This is a genomic window from Sanguibacter sp. Z1732 (assembly GCF_051020515.1).
GTDB lineage: Bacteria > Actinomycetota > Actinomycetes > Actinomycetales > Beutenbergiaceae > CALKWS01.
The window spans coordinates 1,399,604-1,422,411 of sequence record NZ_CP194857.1 but is presented as its reverse complement, the minus strand read 5'-3'; the positions used below and the strand labels follow the sequence as shown (position 1 = coordinate 1,422,411).

The 22,808-nt window shown below is 67.7% G+C and carries 18 protein-coding genes and 2 pseudogenes; 11 read left to right on the top strand and 9 right to left on the bottom strand.

Features of this window, described 5'->3' with window-relative positions; all coding sequences use genetic code 11:
* Positions 1 to 152: 152 nt before the first annotated feature.
* The 5 genes and pseudogenes from ACRRRO_RS07580 to ACRRRO_RS07560 all read left to right on the top strand — a co-directional run bounded on the left by ACRRRO_RS07580 (position 153) and on the right by ACRRRO_RS07560 (position 4,645).
* Positions 153 to 710 carry a hypothetical protein gene (locus ACRRRO_RS07580; protein WP_434081328.1) on the top strand — a complete coding sequence of 186 codons (558 nt, stop codon included), beginning with the start codon at positions 153 to 155 and terminating at the stop codon, positions 708 to 710.
* Positions 711 to 778: 68 nt separating this feature from the next.
* Positions 779 to 1,780: a thioredoxin-disulfide reductase gene (trxB, locus tag ACRRRO_RS07575; RefSeq protein ID WP_424795579.1), complete on the top strand. Its 1,002-nt coding sequence runs from the start codon at positions 779 to 781 to the stop codon at positions 1,778 to 1,780.
* A gap of 162 nt (positions 1,781 to 1,942) precedes the next feature.
* The gene (trxA, locus tag ACRRRO_RS07570) at positions 1,943 to 2,269 is read left to right on the top strand and encodes a thioredoxin (protein WP_424795580.1); all 327 of its coding nucleotides are present in this window, start codon (positions 1,943 to 1,945) and stop codon (positions 2,267 to 2,269) included.
* Between the two features lie 23 nt (positions 2,270 to 2,292).
* Positions 2,293 to 3,650: pseudogene (locus ACRRRO_RS07565) on the top strand (PLP-dependent aminotransferase family protein).
* A gap of 26 nt (positions 3,651 to 3,676) precedes the next feature.
* On the top strand, positions 3,677 to 4,645 hold the full coding sequence (locus ACRRRO_RS07560) for a D-alanine--D-alanine ligase family protein (protein WP_424795582.1): 969 nt from the start codon (positions 3,677 to 3,679) through the stop codon (positions 4,643 to 4,645).
* Positions 4,646 to 4,715: 70 nt separating this feature from the next.
* On the opposite strand, the pseudogene ACRRRO_RS07555 reads toward ACRRRO_RS07560, so the two are convergent.
* The 9 genes and pseudogenes from ACRRRO_RS07555 to rpmH form a co-directional block, all read right to left on the bottom strand.
* Positions 4,716 to 5,959, bottom strand: a pseudogene (locus ACRRRO_RS07555) (ParB/RepB/Spo0J family partition protein).
* On the bottom strand, positions 5,956 to 6,921 hold the full coding sequence (locus ACRRRO_RS07550; RefSeq protein WP_424795788.1) for a ParA family protein: 966 nt from the start codon (positions 6,919 to 6,921) through the stop codon (positions 5,956 to 5,958). The pseudogene ACRRRO_RS07555 and the gene ACRRRO_RS07550 overlap by 4 nt, the downstream one beginning before the upstream one ends.
* Positions 6,922 to 8,710: 1,789 nt before the next feature.
* Positions 8,711 to 9,346, bottom strand: coding sequence for a 16S rRNA (guanine(527)-N(7))-methyltransferase RsmG (gene rsmG, locus ACRRRO_RS07545; RefSeq protein WP_424795584.1), 636 nt, complete (start codon positions 9,344 to 9,346; stop codon positions 8,711 to 8,713).
* Between the two features lie 46 nt (positions 9,347 to 9,392).
* On the bottom strand, positions 9,393 to 9,938 hold the full coding sequence (locus tag ACRRRO_RS07540; RefSeq protein WP_424795585.1) for a protein jag: 546 nt from the start codon (positions 9,936 to 9,938) through the stop codon (positions 9,393 to 9,395).
* Between the two features lie 20 nt (positions 9,939 to 9,958).
* The gene (locus tag ACRRRO_RS07535; RefSeq protein ID WP_434081327.1) at positions 9,959 to 10,585 is read right to left on the bottom strand and encodes a YidC/Oxa1 family membrane protein insertase; all 627 of its coding nucleotides are present in this window, start codon (positions 10,583 to 10,585) and stop codon (positions 9,959 to 9,961) included.
* On the bottom strand, positions 10,561 to 11,238 hold the full coding sequence (gene yidC, locus ACRRRO_RS07530) for a membrane protein insertase YidC (protein WP_434081326.1): 678 nt from the start codon (positions 11,236 to 11,238) through the stop codon (positions 10,561 to 10,563). The genes ACRRRO_RS07535 and yidC overlap by 25 nt, the downstream gene beginning before the upstream one ends.
* 17 nt (positions 11,239 to 11,255) lie before the next feature.
* On the bottom strand, positions 11,256 to 11,579 hold the full coding sequence (yidD, locus tag ACRRRO_RS07525) for a membrane protein insertion efficiency factor YidD (RefSeq protein ID WP_424795587.1): 324 nt from the start codon (positions 11,577 to 11,579) through the stop codon (positions 11,256 to 11,258).
* Positions 11,576 to 11,923, bottom strand: coding sequence for a ribonuclease P protein component (gene rnpA, locus ACRRRO_RS07520; protein WP_434081325.1), 348 nt, complete (start codon positions 11,921 to 11,923; stop codon positions 11,576 to 11,578). Before rnpA ends, yidD begins: the two co-directional genes overlap by 4 nt.
* Positions 11,924 to 11,950: 27 nt before the next feature.
* The gene (gene rpmH / locus ACRRRO_RS07515; RefSeq protein WP_424787266.1) at positions 11,951 to 12,088 is read right to left on the bottom strand and encodes a 50S ribosomal protein L34; all 138 of its coding nucleotides are present in this window, start codon (positions 12,086 to 12,088) and stop codon (positions 11,951 to 11,953) included.
* 586 nt (positions 12,089 to 12,674) lie between these two features.
* On the opposite strand from rpmH, the gene dnaA reads away from it, so the two are divergent.
* The 6 genes from dnaA (at position 12,675) to gyrA (ending at position 22,648) form a co-directional block, all read left to right on the top strand.
* Positions 12,675 to 14,027: a chromosomal replication initiator protein DnaA gene (gene dnaA, locus ACRRRO_RS07510; RefSeq protein ID WP_434081324.1), complete on the top strand. Its 1,353-nt coding sequence runs from the start codon at positions 12,675 to 12,677 to the stop codon at positions 14,025 to 14,027.
* Positions 14,028 to 14,658: 631 nt separating this feature from the next.
* Entirely contained in the window at positions 14,659 to 15,786 is a 1,128-nt protein-coding gene (dnaN, locus tag ACRRRO_RS07505; protein ID WP_424787264.1) for a DNA polymerase III subunit beta, read from the top strand.
* Positions 15,787 to 15,864: 78 nt separating this feature from the next.
* On the top strand, positions 15,865 to 17,052 hold the full coding sequence (gene recF, locus ACRRRO_RS07500) for a DNA replication/repair protein RecF (protein ID WP_424795589.1): 1,188 nt from the start codon (positions 15,865 to 15,867) through the stop codon (positions 17,050 to 17,052).
* Positions 17,042 to 17,629 (top strand): DUF721 domain-containing protein, encoded by a 588-nt coding sequence (locus ACRRRO_RS07495; RefSeq protein ID WP_424787262.1) that lies wholly within the window; start codon positions 17,042 to 17,044, stop codon positions 17,627 to 17,629. Before recF ends, ACRRRO_RS07495 begins: the two co-directional genes overlap by 11 nt.
* Before the next feature lie 270 nt (positions 17,630 to 17,899).
* Complete coding sequence (gene gyrB / locus ACRRRO_RS07490; RefSeq protein WP_424795789.1) at positions 17,900 to 19,936, top strand: DNA topoisomerase (ATP-hydrolyzing) subunit B; 2,037 nt, start codon at positions 17,900 to 17,902, stop codon at positions 19,934 to 19,936.
* A gap of 108 nt (positions 19,937 to 20,044) precedes the next feature.
* Positions 20,045 to 22,648: a DNA gyrase subunit A gene (gene gyrA, locus ACRRRO_RS07485; protein WP_434081562.1), complete on the top strand. Its 2,604-nt coding sequence runs from the start codon at positions 20,045 to 20,047 to the stop codon at positions 22,646 to 22,648.
* Positions 22,649 to 22,808: the final 160 nt, after the last annotated feature.

The window sequence follows — 22,808 nt, the reverse complement described above, 5'->3', positions numbered from 1 at the left end:
ACCGCCCCCACCGGGATGGAACCACCCGCGGACTTCGACGACGACTATCTCTGGGAGTCGCAGGACGAGACGGAGCGGTTCAACCCCACCCCGGTGGTGATCCTGACCAGATCGCCGCCGTCGTCGTCGCGGGCACCCTCGCGCTGGGCACCTTGCGTGAGGCCAGGACCTCCTTCGATCCCGATGATGCCGCCCGCCCTGCGCCGGTCGCCACGCCCACCGAGGAAGAGGAGACCACCGAGCCCGTCGAGGAGGAAACCGAGGAGGAAACCGAACCGGAGGAGGAGACCCCCGAGGGCCCCGACCCCGCGGTGGCGGACGTCCGGTCCCTGGATGACAACCCGGACCTGGCCTACCTGGCCGCGGACGGTAATCCCGACACGATCTGGCGGTCGTTGCGCTACAACGATCCCAACTACGGGATGAAGCCCGGGCTCGGATTCGTCATCGAGTTGGAGGAGACCGCCGTCGTCAGCAGGGTCACCCTGGACGTCCAGGGTGAGGGTGGAATCGTGCAGATCCGGGCCGGCGACGCCGACAACCCTGACGAGGGCCCGGTGCTCGCGGAGGGCGCGATGGGTCCCGAGGTCACCTATGAACTATCCGAACCCACCGAGACCGACGTTGTGGTGCTGTGGTTCCCCGAACTGCCCGTAGCGGACTCCGACGGGCGCAACCGGATCGAGTTGGCCGAAGTCAGCGTGCGCTGAGGCGGGAACAATCCGGCGCATATCGGGCGTTGCAGCAGGCAGACCCAGATCGCCAGTGAAGGAAGAACATGTCACAGAACATCCACCAGGTCGTCATCATCGGATCCGGCCCCGCCGGCTACACCGCGGCGGTCTATGCCGCGCGGGCGGGACTGGCGCCCATCGTGTTCGCCGGGGCCCTGACCGCCGGTGGCGCGCTGATGAACACCACCGACGTGGAGAACTACCCCGGATTCCCCGACGGCGTGCTCGGTCCCGAGCTGATGGAGAAGATGCAGGCCCAGGCCGAGCGGTTCGGCGCCGACATCCGCTGGGAGGACGTCACGGACGTGGACCTGACCGGTCCCGTCAAGACCGTCACTACCGACGATGAGACCATCTCGGCCCACGCCGTGATCCTGGCGACCGGCTCGGCCTACAAGGAGCTGGGCCTTCCGGCGGAGAAGGAACTGTCCGGCCGCGGTGTGTCCTGGTGCGCCACCTGCGACGGCTTCTTCTTCAGGGACCAGGACATCCTCGTGATCGGCGGCGGGGACTCGGCGATGGAGGAGGCGCTGTTCCTGACCCGGTTCGGCAAGACCGTGACCGTTGTGCACCGCCGGGACGAGTTGCGTGCCTCCAAGATCATGGCCGACCGGGCAATGGCCTCGGACAAGATCACCTTCGCGTGGAACAGCGAGGTCGCCGCCATCCACGGCGCCGACAAGGTCACCGGCGCAACCCTGCGCGACACCGTCACCGGTGAGACCCGTGAGGTGGGAGCCACCGGCATCTTCGTGGCGATCGGACATCTGCCTCGCACCGAACTGGTCAGTGGACAGGTGGACCTGAACTCCGAGGGCTATATCGACGTGGAGCACCCCTCCACCCGGACCAACCTGCCCGGAGTCTTCGCCTGCGGCGACGTGGTGGACCACCACTACCGCCAGGCCATCACCGCAGCCGGAACCGGATGCGCCGCCGCGCTGGACGCCGAACGCTACCTGGCCGACCTCGAGGCGGCCGGCACCCCGGACCGGACCGCCACGCAGACTCCCGAGGCCGACCCGGTCGCCGTCGCCGCGACCTGAGCCTCGGCGCCGCGAACGCGCCACCCAGTCCGCCGCAACGAACCAGGGGCTGCCCGCCGGAAGCCGGCGATCGCCTACCCGGCAACGCCCCAGGCGTCCACCACCCCGCCCCACTGGCGCCCAGCGCCGGTGCCAACCGCACACGCCTCACCAGGAGTATCGATGAGCACTATCACCCACGTCACCGACGAGACGTTCAAGGACGAGGTCCTGCAGGCCCAGGGGCCGGTGGTCGTCGACTTCTGGGCCGCGTGGTGCGGACCGTGCGTCCAGTTCGCACCGATCCTGCAGGAGGTTGCCACGGAGTTGGAGGGCCGGCTCAAGGTGACCAAGGTGGATGTCGAGGAGAACCAGGCCGTTGCTGCCGCCTACGGCGTAGTGTCGATCCCGACCATCAACGTGTACGAGAATGGCGAGTTGAAGAAGTCGATCGTGGGCTCGCGCCCCAAACAGGCCTTCCTCTCGGAGTTGCAGGAGTTCCTGCACTGACGTCCGCACCGATCGGAGAGCAGATGAGCGAGTCGGGACAGGCCGACCCTCCAGGCGTCACCCCGGCGGCCGGACCGGCCGGTGGCGCGGGTGGGGGGACCCGGCTCGACCCGTGGCTGTCCAGTTACGCGCAGCGTACGCACGGTATGCGTGCCTCGGAGATCCGGGCTCTGTTCGCCGTCGCCAACCGTCCCGAGGTGGTCTCGCTGGCCGGGGGGATGCCGAACCTGGCCTCACTTCCCTTGGAGGAGATCGCACGCGGCACCGAGCGGCTGCTCGCCGAACGGGGTGCGGTGGCGCTGCAGTACGGTTCGGGTCAGGGCGAGGAGGGCCTGCGGGGCAGATTCTGGACGTGATGGCCCTTGAGGGCATCAGCGCCCACCCGGACGACGTGGTGGTCACCACCGGCTCCCAGCACGCCCTCGATCTGGTCACGCGGGTGTTCATCGATCCTGGTGACGTGGTGGTCGCCGAGGCTCCCAGTTACGTCGGTGCCCTGGGGGTGTTCCGGGCCTATCAGGCTGACGTGGTACACGTGCCGATGGACGACGACGGGCTGATTCCCGAGGCTCTGGAGGAGACCCTGGCCGGACTGCGGCGGGCGGGCCGGCGGGTCAAGATGCTCTACACCGTCCCGAACTTCCACAATCCGGCTGGGGTGAGTCTGTCGGCTGCCCGACGCCCCCAGATCCTGCAGATCGCTCGCCGCTACGACGTCCTGGTGCTGGAGGACAATCCCTACGGTCTGCTCGGGTTCGACGCCGAGCCCGAGCCCGCCCTGCAGACCCTGGACCCCGAGAGTGTGATCTACCTGGGTTCGTTCTCCAAGACCTTCGCCCCCGGGTACCGCGTGGGCTGGGCACTCGCGCCGCACGCGGTGCGGGAGCGGCTGGTGCTGGCCAGCGAGTCGGCGATCCTGTGCCCGTCGATGATGAGCCAGTTGTCCATCGCCAACTACCTTGCCACGTCCGACTGGCGCGGCCAGATCAAGGCCTATCAGCAGATCTACCGGGAACGGCGCGACGCCACCCTGGCCGCCCTGGCCGAGTACCTGCCCGGGGCGCGGTGGACGGTTCCCGCTGGGGGCTTCTACACCTGGGTCACCCTCCCCACGGGGCTCGACGCCCAGGCGATGCTCCCGCGCGCGGTGACCGCACGGGTGGCCTACGTGCCCGGTACCGCCTTCTACGCCGACGGGCAGGGCGGGGCACACCTGCGCCTTTCCTACTGCTACCCGACGCCGGAACGCATCACCGAGGGCGTTCGCCGGCTCGCCGGTGTGATCAGTTCCGAGGCCGAACTGGTCGACATGTTCGGCACCGGCGTTCCGCAGCACCGTGATGTCCCCGGCCAGCACTTCCCGGCCCCGGACCAGGCCTGAGCGGCACCCCCGCAGAGAGAGGCACTATGACCCAGTCAACGACGACCACACCACTGGACGTACTCATCCTGGCCGGCGGGCTGTCCCATGAGCGTGACATCTCCATCCGGTCCGGGCGGCGGGTGGCCGAGGCGCTGCGCAGCGCCGGCCTGACGGCCAACGTCTCGGATGTGGATCCGGGCCTGCTGGCCTCCCTGCGCAGCACCCGACCGGATGTGGTCTGGCCATTGCTGCACGGTTCCACCGGAGAGGACGGGTCGATCCGGGACCTGCTGGAACTGGTCGGGGTGCGTTACGTCGGGACGGATCCGGCCGGATCCCGGATCGCCTGGAACAAGCCGGTGGCCAAGACCCTGATGGCCCGGGCCGGTGCGGCGACCCCGGAGTTCGCGACCCTGCCCCAGAGCCTGTTCCGCGAGGCCGGGGCGCACACGGTGCTCGGCGCCGTGCTGGACCGCCTCGGCCTTCCGTTGGTGGTCAAGCCGGCCCAGGGCGGGTCTGCACTCGGGGTCAGCCTGGTCACCGAGGCCGATCAGTTGCCGCAGGCTATGGTCTCCTGCTTCTCCTACGGGGATGTTGCACTGATCGAGCGTGCGATCAGCGGCACCGAGGTGGCGGTCTCGGTGGTGGATCTCGGTGCGGGGCCGCAGGTCCTGCCGGTGGTGGAGATCGCTACCGACGGTGCCTACGACTATGACGCCCGGTACAACGCAGGTCGCACGGAGTACTTCGTTCCGGCGCGGCTCGGCCCGGAGACGACGCGCGCGGCGGGCGGTCTCGCCTTGCTGGCGCACGAGCAACTGGGCCTGGCCCACATCTCCCGCACCGACATGATCGTCGATTCGGCCGGCACCCCCTGGTTTCTGGAGGTCAATGTGGCTCCGGGGATGACCGAGACCTCCCTGCTTCCCCAGGCTGCCGACGCCTCGGCCCACCCCCCGGCGGAGTTGTATGCCTCGATCGCAACCGAGGCCGCGCGCTCCCAGCGTTCCTGATTCGGTTCCGGGCGAGCGGCGCCGTCGCTGCGCCGCCATCCGCACGGTCTCGGCCCAGGCGGGGCCCGGGTCAGCCCTGGGTGCCGGTTCCCTCGGTTTGCGGCTCCTCCACCCGGAACAGACCCGGATCGGCCGGAGACAGCATTTCCAGGATCCGGTTCAAGTCTTGGACGGACGCGAACTCAATATTGATTCGACCTTTACGTTGTCCGAGTGCGACCTTGACCTTGGTGTCGAACTGATCGGACAGACGGGTGCTGAGGTCGTCCAGGGCTGCGCTGTGCGCGCCCGCCCGTGGCCGACGACGCATCTCCGGTCGCATCGGCTCCTCACCAAGGGTGACGAGTTCCTCGGTGGCCCGCACGCTCAAGCCCTCGGCCACGATTCGCTGGGCCATCCGCTCCATGGCCGCACCATCGCTGAGGCCAAGGAGCGCACGGGCGTGTCCCGCCGAGAGCACCCAGCCGCCACCCGCCGCTGGACCAGCGGTGGGAGCTTGAGCAACCTCAGGGTGTTGGAGATCTGCGGCCGGGACCGGGCAATACGGCTCGCCAACTCCTCGTGGGTGCAGTCGAAGTCGTCCAGGAGTTGCTGGTAAGCGGCAGCTTCCTCCAGCGGGTTGAGTTGGGCGCGGTGCAGGTTCTCCAGCAACGCATCCCGAAGCATGTCCTCGGAGTCGGTGTCCCGGATGATCGCCGGCACGGTCGCCGCACCGGCCAACCGGCTGGCCCGCCACCGCCGCTCACCCATGATCAGTTCATATCGAGCCTGTCCGTCCGCGCCTGTTCCGTTCGGGCGCACCACGACCGGCTGGAGCACACCGACCTCGCGGATCGAGGCAGCGAGCTCGTCCAGATCGTCCTCGTCGAAAACCTGGCGAGGTTGCCGTGCATTGGGCTCGACGGACTCCACGGGGACTTCGGCGAACCGCGCACCGGGAACCTCGAGCAGCCCTGATTCATCTTGTACATTTGCACTGCCATAATCTGTACCGTTTGTGTCGTTGCTGGTCACAGCGGGATCAGACGCGTCATCCTGTGCGCTCGGTGCTTTGAGAGCAGTGGCAACCGGCCGGCCCAGGCCCCCGTTGCCGGCTGCCGGCGATGCCTCGTCGGAACCCTGGTGCGGTACATCATTGCGGCCATCGCGATCTGGCAGCGCTGTCGATGCCGGCTCGGGGCCCTCGGCGTCCCGGTCGGTTCCGGGCTGTTCCGGGAAGAACACATCCACGGGCCGCTGGGCTCCCCCGGCGGAAGGGGCGGACGGGATCAGGGCGCCGAGCCCGCGGCCCAGCGCTCGCCGACGCTCACTCATGACTTGACTCCTTCGGACGAGACGGGCGCGACCTCGCCGGCCGCGGCAGTCTGGGATGGTGCACTACTGATCGCCGCTCCGGCGGCACCCCGTCGCGCTAGCTCACGGGCGGCCTCTCGATAGGCCAGCGCGCCGGAGGAGTTCTGATCGTAGGTGATGACGGTTTGTCCGTAACTCGGCGCCTCCGAGATCCGCACAGACCGCGGAATCGCTGTACGCAGGGTCTGCTCGGGGAAGTGCTCCCGAACCTCCTCGGCAACCTGGTGAGCCAGATTCGTGCGCCCGTCGAACATGGTGAGCAGGATGGTCGAGACGTGCAGATCGGGGTTGAGGTGACCCCGAATCAGGTTGATATTGTTGAGCAGTTGGCTCAGGCCCTCCAACGCGTAGTACTCACATTGAATCGGAATGAGTACTTCGCGTGCGGTGACGAAGGCGTTCACCGTGAGCAGTCCGAGGCTAGGGGGGCAATCAACGAGGACGTAGTCGAGGCGTCGCTCACCGCGACGCTGCCGCTCGGCGAGGTAGGCGTCGAGCGCGTTACGCAGCCGGTTCTCTCGAGCCACGAGCGAGACCAGTTCGATCTCGGCACCGGAGAGGTCGATCGTGGCCGGGACGCAGAGAAGGCCCGGAATATCAGGGGAGACCTGGACCACGTCGATCATCGGCACATCGTTGATCAAGACGTCATACGTCGAGGGGGTGCCGCTGTGATGCTCGACGCCGAGGGCGGTCGAGGCGTTGCCCTGGGGGTCGTTGTCGATCACGAGGACCTCCAGGCCCCCCTTGGCCAGCGCTGCGGCGAGGTTGACCGTCGTCGTGGTCTTGCCCACCCCACCCTTCTGGTTGGCGACGGTGAAGATCCTGGTTTCACGTGGAACAGGGAACGTCTGCCCCGCCAACGCCGCGCGCCGCCGAGCGTTGTTCGCGAGTTCAGCGGCCAGCGGTGTCGACTCGTCCATCAGGGGGATTGCGTCCAAGATCGCTCGGCGATGCGCCTCGTCGCGGCCGATCACCTCATTGTCACCGTTGCGCGCAACTGCGGGCTGCGGCGTCTCGGTCTGCCGGTCAAGAGCGTGGCCATGGTCCTGCGACATCGCCTTCCTCACGTGGTCGGGGCGGTTCTCCCAGGGTAGACGGAGCAACCGACGATCCTGGCCATCGGCGCACTGGTTTCACGTGAAACAGCGCACGCTGGAACCGCCTCCGGCAACGCGACGGCCTTGCAGAGTTTCCACTCAGCCCCGCGGGTCGGCGTCCGTAACCCTCCAGGCGTCTGGATTCGTCTGGGTACGCTCCGAGATTCCTTCCAGCCTTCGGTCCGTCCCGTAGATAATGACCGGCCATCCTCGAACCGACCTTGTTTCATGTGTGGAACACCGATGTTTCACGTGGATCGTCGAACTGGTCGGCAACCCGGGTGCAGAGGCCTGCATCGCGGCTGCTGCAGCGTAACCGCAGTGTGCGGCGCCGTGTGCAGGTTTCACGTGAAACCTTGCGTCACAGGCGGACCCACCCGGGTTCCACCGGAAACGTCGCATCACAGGCGGACCCACCCGGGTTCCACGTCAAACATCGCGTCACGGCCGGACCCACGCGGTTCTCCGTGACCCCACCATGCCCCAGCCGGACCCGCTCAGATCCGCGTGAAGCACCGCGCCGCACCGCGGCACTCCAGATGCGCCTGTTCCCACGTGAAGCGCTGCGCGGGGCGATCCGGCGCTGCTGTTCCACGTGAAACGTCAACGTCACCGCGAGGCGCTCCGCATCCTCTGATCGAGCAGAGTCAGGTCAGGCACACCTGGTTCCGGTTGCACATCACGCCCCACCCAGGTCTAACCGGTTCCACGTGAAACATCCGTGACACCCGCGTCCCCATGGCTCCGGCACCCGGCAGCGAAGCGCGCCCAGTCGGGCACCAACGACACGCCAAACGTCGCGACGTGTCCACGCTCCATCGCAGGATGGAGGCTCCCCGGATCGACGGCGAGCGGCCCTTCGTCGCTCGCCCACCGCGCACGTTCCGACACACCGGTCCACGGACCTCCTGCGTCTCCCGGCGCATGGACGCCACCGATACTCGAACGCACCACGCCGTCAGCAGCGCGCGGCAAAGAACCCGGAAGCTACCTACGAAAGCCGCTGAGTGCACACCTACTGGCCGCGGCGCGATCAATCCTGAAGCAGCCCATGTCCACGAGGCCGAACTCGCGCGGTCGGCGGAGGTGCTTCGTCCAACGATCCCTCCGGGACAGTTCATGCGCACAGCCTGATCGAGTTCCGGGCATCCTTCTGCCCCCGGACGACGTGGCCCTCCTGTGATCGCTGACGGCGTTCCCGCCTACTTCGGTAACACCGGATCCTCTCGCTCCGAGTTCCTATGCCGGGCCCCGATCCACGTGTGCAGATCAGGCATCACCGTCGATTCCTGCCAGTCCGGCCAAAGGACGGCTGAACTTTCCTCGGGTCAAGCCGATTCTTGAGCCGCGACCGCGGCCGCAGCAGGCACTTCGGGCATACCTAGCAGGAGGAGCTTCGGCTCTGCGTTGCGTCTGTTCCAACCAGTTCGGCCGTTTGCGGCGGGTGCGGCGCGTACCAGATCACGAGCAAGCTCCTCTGCGGTGCCGAGTCCACGCCAGGTTCCCCACGCAACCTGCGCCATCCGGAAGCGATTCATACGTACGTACTACGCTGATGAACCGACGCTTCGTGGCGATGCTCCACGCACAGAGCACATCGGGCCCGTGAGCCTCAGGCCTTCTCCGCACGCACCTGCACGATTCGGGTGACCTCACCATCGCCGAGCAAGTCCACCTCGTGCACCTGCGTCTGCCCGCCGCCGTGTGACCGCAAGACCTTGCGCGCATCGGCGACCTCGGCCGCGGCACGCCCGCCCTTCTGGGCGATCAGGGACCCACCGGGGGCCACCAGTGGCATCGTGATCGGCACCAACTTCTTCATTACCGCCACCGCCCGCGCGGTGACAGCCTCGAACGAGACCCGGCCGTGCAGTTCTTCAGCGCGCACCTGGTGCAGCGTCACGTTGTCCAGGTCCAACTCGTCGACCACTTCCGTCAGCCACGCGACCCGCCGCTCCATCGGCTCGATCAGATGGAACTCCAGATCCGGGCGGATCAACGCGAGAACCATCCCCGGCAGGCCCGCGCCGGAACCAACATCGGCCACGCTGCCCGACTGCGGTAGGAACGGGGCTACGGCGGCGCTGTTCAGAACGTGACGAGGCCACAGTCGCTCGAGTTCCCGGGGTCCGATCAGGCCGCGTTCCTCCCCGTGCTCGGCGAGCAGTTCACCGAACCGGACCGCACCGGCGTAGCCCAGTCCCAGGATCTCGCGGCTGCGCTCCGGGTTGGTGGCCTCCCAGGACATCACCAACTCCGGTCCAGCGGTCGCCGGACCGGACGACGCAGCGGCTTCACGAGGACTCGGCCCTGATCACCACTCGCCGGTGGGGTTCCACACCTTCGGAGTCGCTCACCAACTCGGCCGCCGCGACCGCGTCGTGGACCACCTTGCGCTCGAACGGATTCATCGACGGCAACGAGACCTCCTCACCGGTGCTCCTGACCTGCGCGATCGCCTGTTCGGCCAACTCCGTCAACTCCCGGCGCCGACCTGCCCGGTGCCCGGCGATGTCGAGCATCAGCCGGCTGCGCTCACCGGTGCGGGTCTGCACCGCCAGGCGCGTCAGTTCCTGCAGAGCGTCCAGCACCTCACCATCGGAGCCCACCAGTCGGGACAGCCGCGCCTGGGAGTCGGACTCCGCCACGATCTCGACGGCGGCTCGGCCGTGGTCGATATCCAACTCGATGTCACCGTCGAGGTCGACGATGTCGAGGAACTCCTCCAGATAGTCCGCGGCGATCTCACCCTCCTCCTCCAGGCGGGAGGTGGTGCGATCGGCGGTGTCGGCGCCGACGGCGTCAGCCGGTTCAGGGCGCGCAGCGGTCTGTTCAGTCATGGAGTGACGGGTCCTTTGGCTCAGCGACGGGACTTCTTCTGCTTGCGCTTCTTGCGCTTCTTGCTATTTCCGGGCTTGCCACCCGGGTGATTCTTCCGGCCGCTCGCGGCGGCGGCAGAGGCATGGTGGGCACTGCCGGGCTGGTCCGAATCCTGGCCGGTTGACGAACCATCCTGATTGGACGGCGCGGAACCCTTGGCATCGGCCTCCGGGGCTTGGGCGTCCTTCCCGGCAGCGTCCTTCCCGGCCACGTCCTTCCCGGCAGCGTCCTTCCCGGCAGGGGAGACCGCGTCGTCGGGATCCTCCTCACCCGCGAGCACCTCCCCGGGGCGCACCCCGAGCTTCTTCGCCCGAGCCTTACCCACTGGCTGCTGTCGTTGGCCGCGCGGCTTCTCGGGCTCCGGCTCCTCCTCGCTGTCCTCCAGGGGCTGGCCCTTCTTCTCCGCCTTGCGGGCCTTGCGCTCCTCCCACTTGCGGTAGGCCTCCGAGCCCGGCGTCGGGTTGTTCCGGATCACGTACCACTGCTGGCCCAGGGACCACACGTTGGTGGTGGTCCAGTAGATCAGCACACCGATCGGGAAATTGACCCCGGTCACGGCGAACACCACCGGCAGGATGTACATCAGCATCCGCTGCTGACGCGCCATCGGATTGTCCTGTGCCGACGACGCCGCATGTTCTTCATGGTCAACTGACGCTGCGTGAACAGCATCGTCAACGACATCATGATGATGAGGATGACCGAGACGATCTTCGGCTCGAGGCCTTCGGAGTGCAGGAAGGTCGAGGAAAGCGTGGCGCCGAAGAAGTCCGCCGCCTCGAACTCGACCGCCAGTTCCTGGGTGAGTCCCCCGATGCTGGTGCCATCGCCGCGGGGGTAGTTGCCCTCGGCCAGCACCGGCATCGACCACAGCACCCGGAACAGGGCGAAGAAGATCGGCATCTGCGCCAGGATCGGCAGGCACGACGCGAACGGGGTGGTGCCGTGCTCGCGGTACAGCGCCATCATTTCCTGCTGCATCGCCTGGCGTGAGGCCGGGTCGGTCTTACCCTTGTACTTCTTCTGGATCTTCTGCATGTCCGGCTGCAGGATCTGCATTCCTCGCGAGGCCTTGATCTGCTTCACGAAGAGCGGGATCAGCAGGATCCGGATCGCGATCACCAGCGCCACGATCGACAGCGCCCACGTCAACCCGCCGGCTGAATCGAGCCCGAGCCAGGTCAGGAAGTCGTGCGCGCCGACCATGATCCAGGCCACGACCCATTTGATCGGCCACAGCAGGTTGTCGAAGAAACTCATGGAGAAGCGCTCTTTCGCTACGTCAGGTCGCGGTCCGCGCCGTCATGGTGCGTCCGCTTCGAATGGCCCGGAAGGCTGTCTATGAGGGTACGTGCTGATCGAGGGTGCTCCGGTACGTGGTCCACCCCGCCCAGCGACCAAGGGTTGCACCGCAGCACCCGCCACACCGCCAGCCCGAACCCCCGGATCAGGCCCTGCTTGCGCAACGCGTCGACGGCATAGTTGGAACACGAGGGGTAGTACCGGCACCGCGGTGCGAACCAGGGAGAGACAACCGCCTGGTAGGCCCGCACCAGTCCGATCAGCACTCGCGGGGCCAGACCGGGCCTACCGGCGGTCATGCCGCCACCGTCCTGGAACCTCGCCGCACGCCCCGGCTCACCTGGGCGTTGGCATCGGCCCGCAACTGCCCGAACGTGGCCGACGCTGCCGGCGGCCGGGCGCGCATCACCAGGCCGGCGCCCGCGGGCACGTCCCGCAGGATCTCAGCCATGATCGCTCGCAGCCGACGGCGCACCCTGTTGCGTTGCACCGCCCCACCTACCGCCTTGGAAACCACGAAACCCACCCGGGCCGGTCCGGCCGGGGTGGGGTCGTCGTCGAGCAGGGCGTGCACCACCAGATAGCGACCGGCGCTGCGGCCGCCACCACCGATGGTGTCGGCGAACTCAGCGCTGCGCCGCATCCGGTGCGATGCCGGCAACACCGCGACTCAGGCGGAGATCTCCTGGCGTCCCTTACGACGGCGGGAGGCCAGGATCGCGCGGCCGGCACGGGTGCGCATACGGTGCCGGAAGCCGTGCTTGCGGGCTCGGCGCCGGTTGTTCGGCTGGAAGGTGCGCTTGCTCACGGGTGTACTCCAAGACGTTCGACGATTCGCACCGCCGGGGGAAGTGGGAGTGCGTCAAGATTCTCACGGCACTCGGCGGCGTCCTCGGTGGCATCGACGTTGTGGACGCGAACCCCCTGAAGGACACGGCACTGGGCCGCACAGACTGGCCCACGATACGTGAGTGCCGAACCAGCGGTCAAACCTCGTGACCAGCATCACCGGCTATCGCAGGCCTCCGGCCTCCTGTGCTGCTGCCACCGTACTCCAGGCCCGTTCCACCGCCTCGGCGCCGCGGACACGATCCCCCTCCGGGGCCAGGTCGGTGCGGACCGAAGCCGGTCTCACAGCCGATACCGATAGCGCGGCCCCCGCACCCGCGGAGGGGTTAGGCTGCCACAACGTACTGTCCACAGTCCTGGTCCGATGGTCACCCCTATGGCGGGGCACCATGCACAGCCTGTGGATAGGCTTGTGGATCGTCCGTGTCTATCCGTGTCCCTGGGGGAGCCGTGTCTGAACCATCACTGGATCCCGGTGCCTCGGAGCCGGATGGGACCGCGCGATCGAGATCCTCACCGACCGTGGTGAGCTCAGCGGCGCCCAGTTGGCGTTCATCCGACTGACCAAACCGCTCGGAATCATCGACGACACCGTGCTGCTGGCCGTGCCGAGCGACTTCGCCAAGGACTTCATCGAAACCCGGGCCCGCGACTCGATCACCAACTCTCTGTCCGCGGCACTGTCCCAGAACGTCAAGATGGCCGTCACCGTGGACCCTTCCCTGGAGGAGGTCGCGCCGGCAGAGGTCGCCACCGCTGAACCCGAGACGCCCACCGTGGCCAGCCCGGTGCGGCCCGCGCCGGCGCCCCCGGCCACCAACGACACCTACTCCAACGACACCTACTCCACCGGGGTGGACCCGCATGCGCGGCTGAACCCGAACTACACCTTCGAAACGTTCGTGATCGGCTCGTCCAACCGGTTCGCCCACGCCGCCGCGACCGCCGTGGCCGAAGCCCCGGCCAAGGCGTACAACCCGCTGTTCATCTACGGTGACTCGGGGCTGGGCAAGACCCACCTGTTGCACGCGATCGGGCACTACGCCAAGAACCTGTACCCGGGCATCCGAGTTCGGTACGTCAACTCCGAGGAGTTCACCAACGACTTCATCAACTCCATCCGCGATGACAAGGCCGAGGCTTTCCAGCGCCGGTACCGCGAGGTCGAGGTGCTGCTCATCGACGACATCCAGTTCCTGCAGGGCAAGGAACAGACGATGGAGGAGTTCTTCCACACCTTCAACACCCTGCACAACGCGAACAAGCAGGTGGTGATCACCTCCGACCTGCCGCCGAAGCAACTCACCGGGTTCGAGGGCAGGCTGCGGTCCCGGTTCGAGTGGGGTCTGCTCACCGACGTCCAGCCGCCCGACCTGGAGACCCGCATCGCCATCCTGCGCAAGAAGGCGGGCAGTGAGTCGCTGCAGGCCTCCAGTGACGTGCTGGAGTACATCGCCTCGAAGATCTCCTCCAACATCCGTGAGCTCGAGGGCGCCCTGATCCGGGTGACCGCCTTCGCCAACCTCAACCGCCAGACGGTGGACATGTCCCTGGCCGAGATGGTTCTGAAGGACCTGATCACCGACGACGACGGAGCCGAGATCACCCCCTCGGCGATCATGGCCCAGACCGCCACCTACTTCGGGGTCACCATCGAGGCACTGTGCAGCGCGGACCGGTCCCGGGTACTGGTGAACGCCCGCCAGATCGCGATGTACCTGTGTCGCGAACTCACCGAACTCTCCCTGCCCAAGATCGGTCAGTTGTTCGGAGGACGTGACCACACCACCGTGATGCACGCCAACAAGAAGATCCGTCAACAGATGGCCGAACGGCGCTCCACCTTCAACCAGGTCACGGAACTGACCAACCGGATCAAGCAGCAGCACCGCAACTAACTCCCCGTCCGGTGCTCAGCGCACCACACGGTTGCTGCGTTCCCACACGGCTGTCTCCTCGCGGGGCCGACCGCATCCGCCCGCGATCACCGGTCCCACGACAGCCTCCGCGTGACTCGAATGCACAGTTGTGGATAGGGGTGTGGATAGACGTGGACAGACGCTCCGGAACGGTGGACCGACCCCCCGATGTCGTGGGTGAGCGCTGTGCACCGGCGCCTCCATCCACACCCGGCCCGTGGCCCTGTGCATATCCCCACGCGCTGGCTACCCAGCCCGCCACCCATGCTGACCTGCGGCGATGGCAGTTATCCCCATGATCCCCAGGACCGAAGACGATGATGATCCTTCTCTCCATCATCCGGCTGTGAACCACCAACATCAGGGTCTCGTGCCAAAACCTCGTTGGCTCCGGCCTCGCGAACAGGGTGAACAAGGACCGAACAACCGCTGAATGAGGGGCAACAATCCACAGCCGGTTCCACCCCGCCGCACAGCGGTGCCCACCACGGCCCCGAATCCTCACTATGATCACAGGACGCACGCTCGTCGAGGCGCTGGTCCTGCGAGCCGTGAACGACAGGGGCCCCACCCGGCCCGAACCCAATTCCCGCTCAGGAGGGCCGACATCGTGAAGTTCAGGGTCGAGCGAGATGTCCTGGCCGAAGCCGTCACCTGGACCGCACGAACCTTGCCCACCCGGCCCCCGGTCCCGGTGCTGGCCGGGGTGATGCTCGAGGCCGATGCCCAGGGCTCGCTGCGGCTGTCCACCTTCGATTACGAGGTCTCGGCCCGGGCCGAGGTGCCCGCCGAGGTGAGTGAACCCGGATCTGTGCTGGTGCTGGGCCGTCTCCTCGCGGAGATCTCCCGGTCGCTTCCGAACAAGCCGATCGACGTGCAGGTGGATGAGTCCAAGGTGGAACTGCGCTGCGGATCCGCCCGGTTCACGTTGCTGACGATGCCCACCGGCGAGTACCCGGAACTGCCACAGATGCCCGAACGACTCGGAAGCATCGATGGCGCCGCGTTCGCCCAGGCGATCAACCAGGTCACCATCGCCGCGGGTCGTGATGAGACGCTGCCACTACTCACCGGGGTGCGGATGGAGATCGAGGGCGAGAAACTCACGCTGCTGGCCACCGACCGGTACCGGCTGGCGATGCGGCAGCTGACCTGGTCCCCCTCCAGCCCCTCGGCCGAGCAGGTCGCCCTGGTGCGGGCCCGGACCCTGTCCGACGTGGCACGGAACATGGCCGGCGGCGGCTCGGTCGACGTCTCCCTGGGCGAGGGTTCCGACATCGTGGGATTCGAGGCCGGCGGCCGGCGCACCACAAGCCTGCTGGTGGACGGGGAGTACCCGCCGGTGCGCAGGCTGTTCCCGGAGTCCACCAGCACCACCACGGTCACCAACACCGCCGAGCTGATCGAGGCGACCAAGCGCGTGGCCCTCGTCGCCGAGCGGAATACCCCGATCCGGCTGTCCTTCTCCGAGGGCCAGGTGGTGCTCGAGGCCGGGCAGGGCGACGACGCGCAAGCCTCCGAGGCGCTCGAGTCGGTGCTGGAGGGTGAGGACATCACCACCGCGTTCAACCCGCAGTACCTGCTGGACGGGTTGGGCGCGCTGGGGACCGAGTACGTGCGGTTGTCGTTGAACCATCCCACCAAGCCGGTCCTGATGACTGGTCAGGACGAGCAGCACGGCGAGGACCACGCAGAGGAGTTCCGCTATCTGCTGGTGCCGATCCGCTTCGCAGGCTGATTCCGGGCGTGCAGGTCCCGACCGCGACCGCGGGCGCGGAGTGAGGCACCGGCGGCGGCGATCTACAGTGGCTGGGTAATGTACGTCTCCGATCTGGCCCTGACCGACTTCCGCTCCTACTCCCAGGTGGTGCTGTCCCTGGAGGAGGGCATCACGGCGCTGGTCGGGAGCAACGGGCAGGGCAAGACCAACGTGATCGAGTCCCTGGGGTACCTGGCCACGTTCTCCTCCCACCGGGTGGCCGGGGACCAGGCCCTGGTGCGTGCCGGCGCCGAGCGAGCCGTCGTGGCGGCCAAGATCGTCCGCGACACCAGGCCACGGGTGCTGGAACTGGAGATCGTGTCGGGCAAGGCCAACCGCGGTCGGATCAACCGCTCGCCCGTGCAGCGGGTGCGCGAGTTGCTCGGCCACCTACGGACCGTGCTGTTCGCCCCGGAGGACCTGGCCCTGGTGAAGGGCGATCCGGACGGACGGCGCCGCTTTCTCGATGACCTTCTGATCCAGCGTGATCCCAAAATCGCCGCCGTGCGCAGCGATTACGACCGGGTGATTCGCCAGCGCAACGCACTGCTGAAGTCCGCCGGTGCGGCGCGTCGCTCCGGAGGGGGCGGGGACCTGCGCACCCTGGATGTGTGGGACGAGAAGGCCGCCGCCGGTGGCGCGGCGCTGGTGTCGGCCAGGGTGCGTGCCATCCGTGACCTGCGCGAGCACGTGGCCAGTGCCTATGACAACGTCTCCGGTGGGGCCGGCCCGGCTGTGATCGGGTACCGCTCCAGTATGGTCGAGCACAGTCCCGACCAGGCGCAGCCCGCCACCGATGACAGCGATACCGAGGCCGAACTCACCGACACGACGCTGGTCCAGGCGCGGCTGGTGGAGGCGATGTCCCGGTTGCGCACGCGGGAGATCGAGCGCGGCGTGAGCCTGGTGGGCCCGCACCGGGACGACCTGACGCTGGCCATCGGCGGTCTGCCCGCCAAGGGCTACGCCAGCCACGGCGAGTCCTGGTCCCTGGCTCTGGCGCTGCGCCTGGCCTGCTACGAACTGCTGCGCACCGAGGACACCTTCGAGGCGGATGGCGAGCCGGTACTCATCCTCGACGACGTGTTCGCCGAACTCGATACCGGCCGACGTTCCCGGTTGGCCGGAATGGTGGCCGGGGCCCAGCAGGTGCTGATCACCGCTGCCGTGGCCGGCGACATACCCGAGGAACTGGCCGGTGCCCGGGTGGACGTGGCCGATGGGACACTGACCCGTGTCCGCTGAGGATCCAGACGCCGAGGGCCGGCCCGCCCAGGATCGACGCGTCGCGGACCAGGCAGCCACCGGTGCCGGCCCCGCCCCGGACGTGGACGACGCTCCGCGGATCGCGCTGGCGCAGGCGCGCGAAGCAGCCCGTGCCAAGGGACTGCGACCGGGCAGCCCGGGACGCCGTCGTCGTCCGCTGGACGCGGGCCGCAACGCCGCTGCGGGTTCCCCGGGTGCGGCACGCGACCCGCAGCTCCTGGGTGAGACCACCGCAGACCTGAGCCGCACGCTGGGATGGAGCCAACCGCTCTCCATCGGTGGGGTGATCGGACGGTGGCCGGACGTGGTCGGTGAACAGATCGCGCAGCGGTGCACTCCGGAGACCTTCATCGACGGCGATCTGGTGGTGCGCGCCGACTCCACCGCCTGGGCCACCCAGATCCGGTTGCTGCTGCCCCAACTCGAGCGCCGCCTCGCCGAGGAGGTCGGGGAAGGCGTCGTGACCTCCATCCAGGTGCTCGGTCCCGGAGGCCCTACGTGGCGCAAGGGACCGCGGAACGTGCGCGGTCGTGGGCCGCGGGACACCTACGGCTGAACCCGCCTCCCGGGCGTGTGGAGCGCGCTTTCCGGGCTCGGTCGTGCGCCCGGGGGGTGAAGACCACCACATCCCGGCAACTCCCTGTGGATAAGGTCTGTGGATAGTCGAGTTCGACGCCGATCCGCGATAGAATCGAGCGACCTGTCCCAGGGGTGGAAATGCCCTCATTCACGGCGCGATGCCGTGGCTGACCTACGACGTGCAGTCGTATGGTGCGGACGCCAGATGTGACGAGGAGCGCCAGGACGAGTGGCTGATCAGACGAGCGTGCCGGAACCCGAGAACGTTGTTCCCCCGCAGGACACCTCCAACCCGGCAGGCTCCGATTACGGCGCAGCCAACATCACCGTCCTGGAGGGCCTGGAAGCGGTCCGCAAGCGCCCCGGGATGTACGTCGGTTCCACCGGCGAGCGCGGGTTGCACCACCTGGTGTATGAGGTGGTGGACAACTCCGTCGACGAGGCGATGGCGGGGTACTGCGACCAGATCGACATCACCATCCTGGCCGACGGCGGGATCCGGGTGCGCGACAACGGCCGTGGCATCCCCGTGGACGTCATGTCGGGGGAGGGACGGCCGGCCGTGGAGGTGGTGCTGACCGTCCTGCACGCCGGAGGCAAGTTCGGCGGCGGCGGGTACGCGGTCTCCGGTGGTTTGCACGGCGTGGGTGTCTCGGTGGTCAACGCCCTGTCCGCCCGGCTGGAGGTGGAGGTGCGCCGCCAGGGGCACGTCTGGCGGCAGCGCTACCACCAGGGTGTGCCCGAGGGCGACCTGGCCAAGGGTGAGGCCACCGACGAGCACGGCACCACCGTGACGTTCTGGGCGGACGGGGAGATCTTCGAGACCACCGAGTTCGACTTCGAGACACTGAGGTCCCGGTTCCAGCAGACGGCCTTCCTGAACAAGGGCCTGGGGCTGACGCTGCGCGATGACCGGGAGACGGACGTCGAGGATGAGGTCGCCGGCGATGCGCACCAGCCGGCCGAGGGGGAGGAACGCACCCGTTCGGTGGCCTACAAGTACGACGGTGGCCTGGTGGACTACGTCAAGCACCTCACCAGTGCCAAGCGCGCCGACATGATCCACCCCGAGGTGATCTCCTTCGAGTCCGAGGATCCCGACCGGGTGATCTCCCTGGACATCGCGATGCAGTGGACCGGTGCGTACTCCGAGAGCGTGCACACCTACGCCAACATGATCAACACCTCCGAGGGCGGGACCCACGAGGAAGGGTTCCGGTCGGCCCTGACCACACTGGTGAACCGGTACGCACGGGAGAAGAACCTGCTCAAGGAGAAGGACGAGAACCTCACCGGCGAGGACATCCGTGAGGGACTGACCGCGGTCATCTCGATCAAGCTCGGAGAGCCACAGTTCGAGGGGCAGACCAAGACCAAGCTCGGCAACACCGAGGCCCGCACCTTCACCCAGAAGGTGGTTTTCGACGAACTGGGCAACTGGCTGGAGTCCCATCCGAACGAGTCCCGGGACGTGATCCGCAAGGCGATTCAGGCCGCCGCCGCCCGGATGGCCGCCCGCAAGGCCCGCGAGGCCACCCGGCGCAAGGGCCTGCTCGAGGGCGGGGGCCTGCCGGGCAAGCTCAAGGACTGTTCCAGCCGCGATGCCTCGATCTCGGAGATCTTCATCGTCGAGGGTGACTCCGCCGGTGGCTCGGCGGTGCAGGGACGTAACCCCGAGACCCAGGCGATCCTGCCGATCCGCGGCAAGATCCTGAACGTGGAGAAGGCCCGCATCGACAAGGCCCTGGCGAACCAGGAGGTGCAGGCGCTGATCACCGCGTTCGGTACCGGCATCGGTGAGGACTTCGACCTGGCCAAGCTGCGCTATCACAAGATCGTGCTGATGGCCGACGCCGATGTGGACGGCCAGCACATCGCCACCCTGCTGCTGACCTTGTTGTTCCGGTACATGCGGCCGCTGCTGGAGCACGGGTACGTGTACCTGGCACAGCCACCGCTGTACCGGCTGAAGTGGACCAACGCCGAGCACCAGTACGTCTACTCCGACAAGGAACGCGACGTCCTGCTGGTTGAGGGCCAAGCGAAGAACTGGCGCCTGCCCAAGGACGCCGGCATCCAGCGGTACAAGGGCCTTGGTGAGATGAACTACCGGGAACTGTGGGAGACCACGATGAACCCCGACAGCCGCACCCTGCGGCAGGTGACCATCGGGGAGGCCGCGGCGGCCGATGAGATCTTCTCCATCCTGATGGGTGAGGACGTGGAGTCGCGCCGCTCGTTCATCCAGCGCAACGCCCGCGACGTGCGCTTCCTGGACATCTGAGCGGCGCGCGCAGCCCCTGCCTTCTTCTGACCTGCCGAGTTAAGGACCCGAGTGAGCGAACACATCCCGACCACTGACCGCATCGACCAGGTGGACCTGCAACTGGAGATGCAGCGCTCCTACCTCGACTACGCGATGAGCGTGATCGTGGGCCGGGCGCTACCCAGCGTGCGGGACGGCCTCAAGCCGGTGCACCGCCGGGTGCTGTACGCCATGTACGACGGCGGCTACCGCCCCGACTCGGGCTACTCCAAGTGCTCGCGGGTGGTCGGGGACGTGATGGGCCAGTTCCACCCCCACGGTGACTCGGCGATCTACGACGCCCTGGTGCGCTTGGTGCAGCCCTGGTCGATGCGCTACCCGCTGGTGGCCGGGCAGGGGAACTTCGGCTCCCCCGGTGACGACGGAGCTGCCGCACCCCGGTACACCGAGTGCCGGATGGCCCCGCTGGCCATGGAGATGGTGCGCGACATCGACAAGGGCACGGTGGACTTCGGGGACAACTACGACGGCCGCACCCAGGAACCGCTGGTATTGCCGGCCCGGTTCCCGAACCTGCTGGTGAACGGGTCGGCCGGGATCGCGGTGGGGATGGCCACCAACATTCCCCCGCACAACCTGCGCGAGGTCGCCTCCGGGGTGCAGTGGCTGCTGGAGAATCCCGAGGCCAGCGCCGAGGAACTCCTGGATGCTCTGTTGGCGCGGATCAAGGGCCCGGACTTTCCCACCGGCGCGCAGATCCTGGGTCTGCGCGGCATCGAGGACGCCTACCGCACCGGTCGCGGCTCGATCATCATGCGCGCGGTGGTCGAGGTGGAGGAGCTCCAGGGGCGCACCTGCCTGGTGGTCAGCGAGTTGCCCTACCAGGTCAACCCCGACACGCTGGCCGCCAAGATCGCCGACCTGATCCGCGACGGCCGGATCCAGGGCGTGGCCGACATCCGCGATGAGACCTCCGGGCGCGCCGGGCAGCGCCTGGTGATCGTGCTCAAGCGGGACGCTGTAGCCAAGGTGGTGCTGAACAACCTCTACAAGCACACCCAGTTGCAGACCACGTTCGGGGCGAACATGCTCGCCCTCGTCGACGATGTGCCGCGCACCCTGAGCCTGGACGCGTTCGTGCGGCACTGGGTGGACCACCAGCTCGACGTGATCGTGCGGCGTACCCGGTGGCTGCTGCGGCGCGCGGAGGAGCGCATCCACATCCTGCGCGGGTTGATCAAGGCGCTGGACGCACTCGATGAGGTGATCGCGCTGATCCGTGCCTCGCGCACGGTGGACGCCGCACGCACCGGGCTGATGGAGATGCTCGACATCGATCAGGTGCAGTCCAACGCCATCCTGGAGATGCAGTTGCGCCGCCTGGCGGCCCTGGAGCGTCAGAAGATCCTGGATGAGCACGCCGCCCTGGAGCGCGAGATCGCCGACTACCAGGACATCCTGGCCTCACCGCAGCGCCAGCGCAGCATCGTGGGCGATGAGCTCGCCGAAGTGGTGGACAAGTACGGCGACGAACGCCGCTCCCACATCCTGCCCTTCGACGGCGATCTGTCCATCGAGGACCTCATCCCGGAGGAAGAGGTGGTCGTGACGATCACCCGCGGCGGGTACGCCAAGCGGACCCGCACCGATGCCTACCGCACCCAGCACCGGGGTGGGAAGGGTGTGCGCGCGGGGGCGCAGTTGCGTGGTGATGATGTGGTGGAGCACTTCTTCGTCACCACCACCCACCACTGGTTGCTGTTCTTCACCACGCTGGGGCGGGTGTACCGGGTCAAGGGCTATGAGGTGCCCGAGGGTGGCCGCGACGCCAAGGGCCAACACGTGGCGAACATGCTGGCGCTGCAGCCCGATGAGACCATCGCCCAGGTGCTCGACATGACCGACTACGACCAGGCCGACTACCTGGTGCTGGCCACCAAGCGTGGTCTGGTGAAGAAGACCCGCCTGGGTGATTACGACTCCTCCCGCACCGGCGGCGTCATCGCGATCAATCTGCGCGACAACGGCGACGGGCCCGATGAGGTGGTCTCGGCGCGCCTGGTCGACGCCGATGAGGACCTGATGCTGGTCTCCCGCAAGGGTCAGTCGCTGCGGTTCGCCGCGACCGATGCGGCACTGCGCCCGACCGGGCGGGCCACGTCCGGGGTGACCGGGATGAAGTTCCGCGAGGACGACTCGTTGCTGTCCATGGTGGTGGTGCGCGATGAGGACGATGACCTGTTCGTGGTCACCGAGGGCGGATTCGCCAAGCGCACGGCGCTGCGCGAGTACCGGGTGCAGGGCCGTGGGGGCCTGGGCATCAAGGTCGCCAACCTGGTCGAGGCCCGTGGTGACCTGGTCGGGGCGCTGATCACCGCGGCCGACGACGAGGTGCTGCTGATCATGGAGCGCGGCAAGATCGTGCGTTCGGCCGTGGGTGAGGTCTCCCGCACCGGCCGCACCACCCAGGGTGTCACCTTCGCCAAGCCCGACGCCGGCGACCGGATCATCGGCATGGCCCTGAACCTCGAACTGGCTGCCGAGGTGGCCGGGGAGGTCGTACCGGAGGACGCCGACGACGCGGACGCGGGGCCCGGGCCCGCCGATTCAGAATCCGGCGCGGCGCAAACCGACGCTGCACAGAGCGGCGCTGATGGCGTACCGTCTTCGGGTAGCACCGCGGACGGGGACGCGACCTCGGCCGGTGAGAACGCGGAAGAAGGACACTGATGAGCGACAGTAGCGGGACCACGACCGGTCCGGTTCGCACCACCGCCTTCCCGCACACCGCGACGGCGAAGGTGCAGGGTGGCTCCAGCAGCCGACCCAACACGGCGACGTCGGCTGGTTCGACGAGTCGGCCCCAGGGTTCACGGCCACGCGATCCCGG

Coding starts and splice junctions, on each gene's coding strand:
- rnpA (WP_434081325.1), bottom strand. CDS start 11,923: ATGCGGCGCAGCGCTGAGTTCGCCGACACCATCGGTGGTGGCGGCCGC.
- ACRRRO_RS07535 (WP_434081327.1), bottom strand. CDS start 10,585: ATGGCGCGTCAGCAGCGGATGCTGATGTACATCCTGCCGGTGGTGTTC.
- ACRRRO_RS07550 (WP_424795788.1), bottom strand. CDS start 6,921: ATGGACGAGTCGACACCGCTGGCCGCTGAACTCGCGAACAACGCTCGG.
- yidD (WP_424795587.1), bottom strand. CDS start 11,579: ATGACCGCCGGTAGGCCCGGTCTGGCCCCGCGAGTGCTGATCGGACTG.
- gyrA (WP_434081562.1), top strand. CDS start 20,045: ATGCAGCGCTCCTACCTCGACTACGCGATGAGCGTGATCGTGGGCCGG.
- trxA (WP_424795580.1), top strand. CDS start 1,943: ATGAGCACTATCACCCACGTCACCGACGAGACGTTCAAGGACGAGGTC.
- ACRRRO_RS07560 (WP_424795582.1), top strand. CDS start 3,677: ATGACCCAGTCAACGACGACCACACCACTGGACGTACTCATCCTGGCC.
- recF (WP_424795589.1), top strand. CDS start 15,865: ATGTACGTCTCCGATCTGGCCCTGACCGACTTCCGCTCCTACTCCCAG.
- rsmG (WP_424795584.1), bottom strand. CDS start 9,346: ATGTCCTGGGAGGCCACCAACCCGGAGCGCAGCCGCGAGATCCTGGGA.
- trxB (WP_424795579.1), top strand. CDS start 779: ATGTCACAGAACATCCACCAGGTCGTCATCATCGGATCCGGCCCCGCC.
- ACRRRO_RS07540 (WP_424795585.1), bottom strand. CDS start 9,938: ATGACTGAACAGACCGCTGCGCGCCCTGAACCGGCTGACGCCGTCGGC.
- yidC (WP_434081326.1), bottom strand. CDS start 11,238: ATGAGTTTCTTCGACAACCTGCTGTGGCCGATCAAATGGGTCGTGGCC.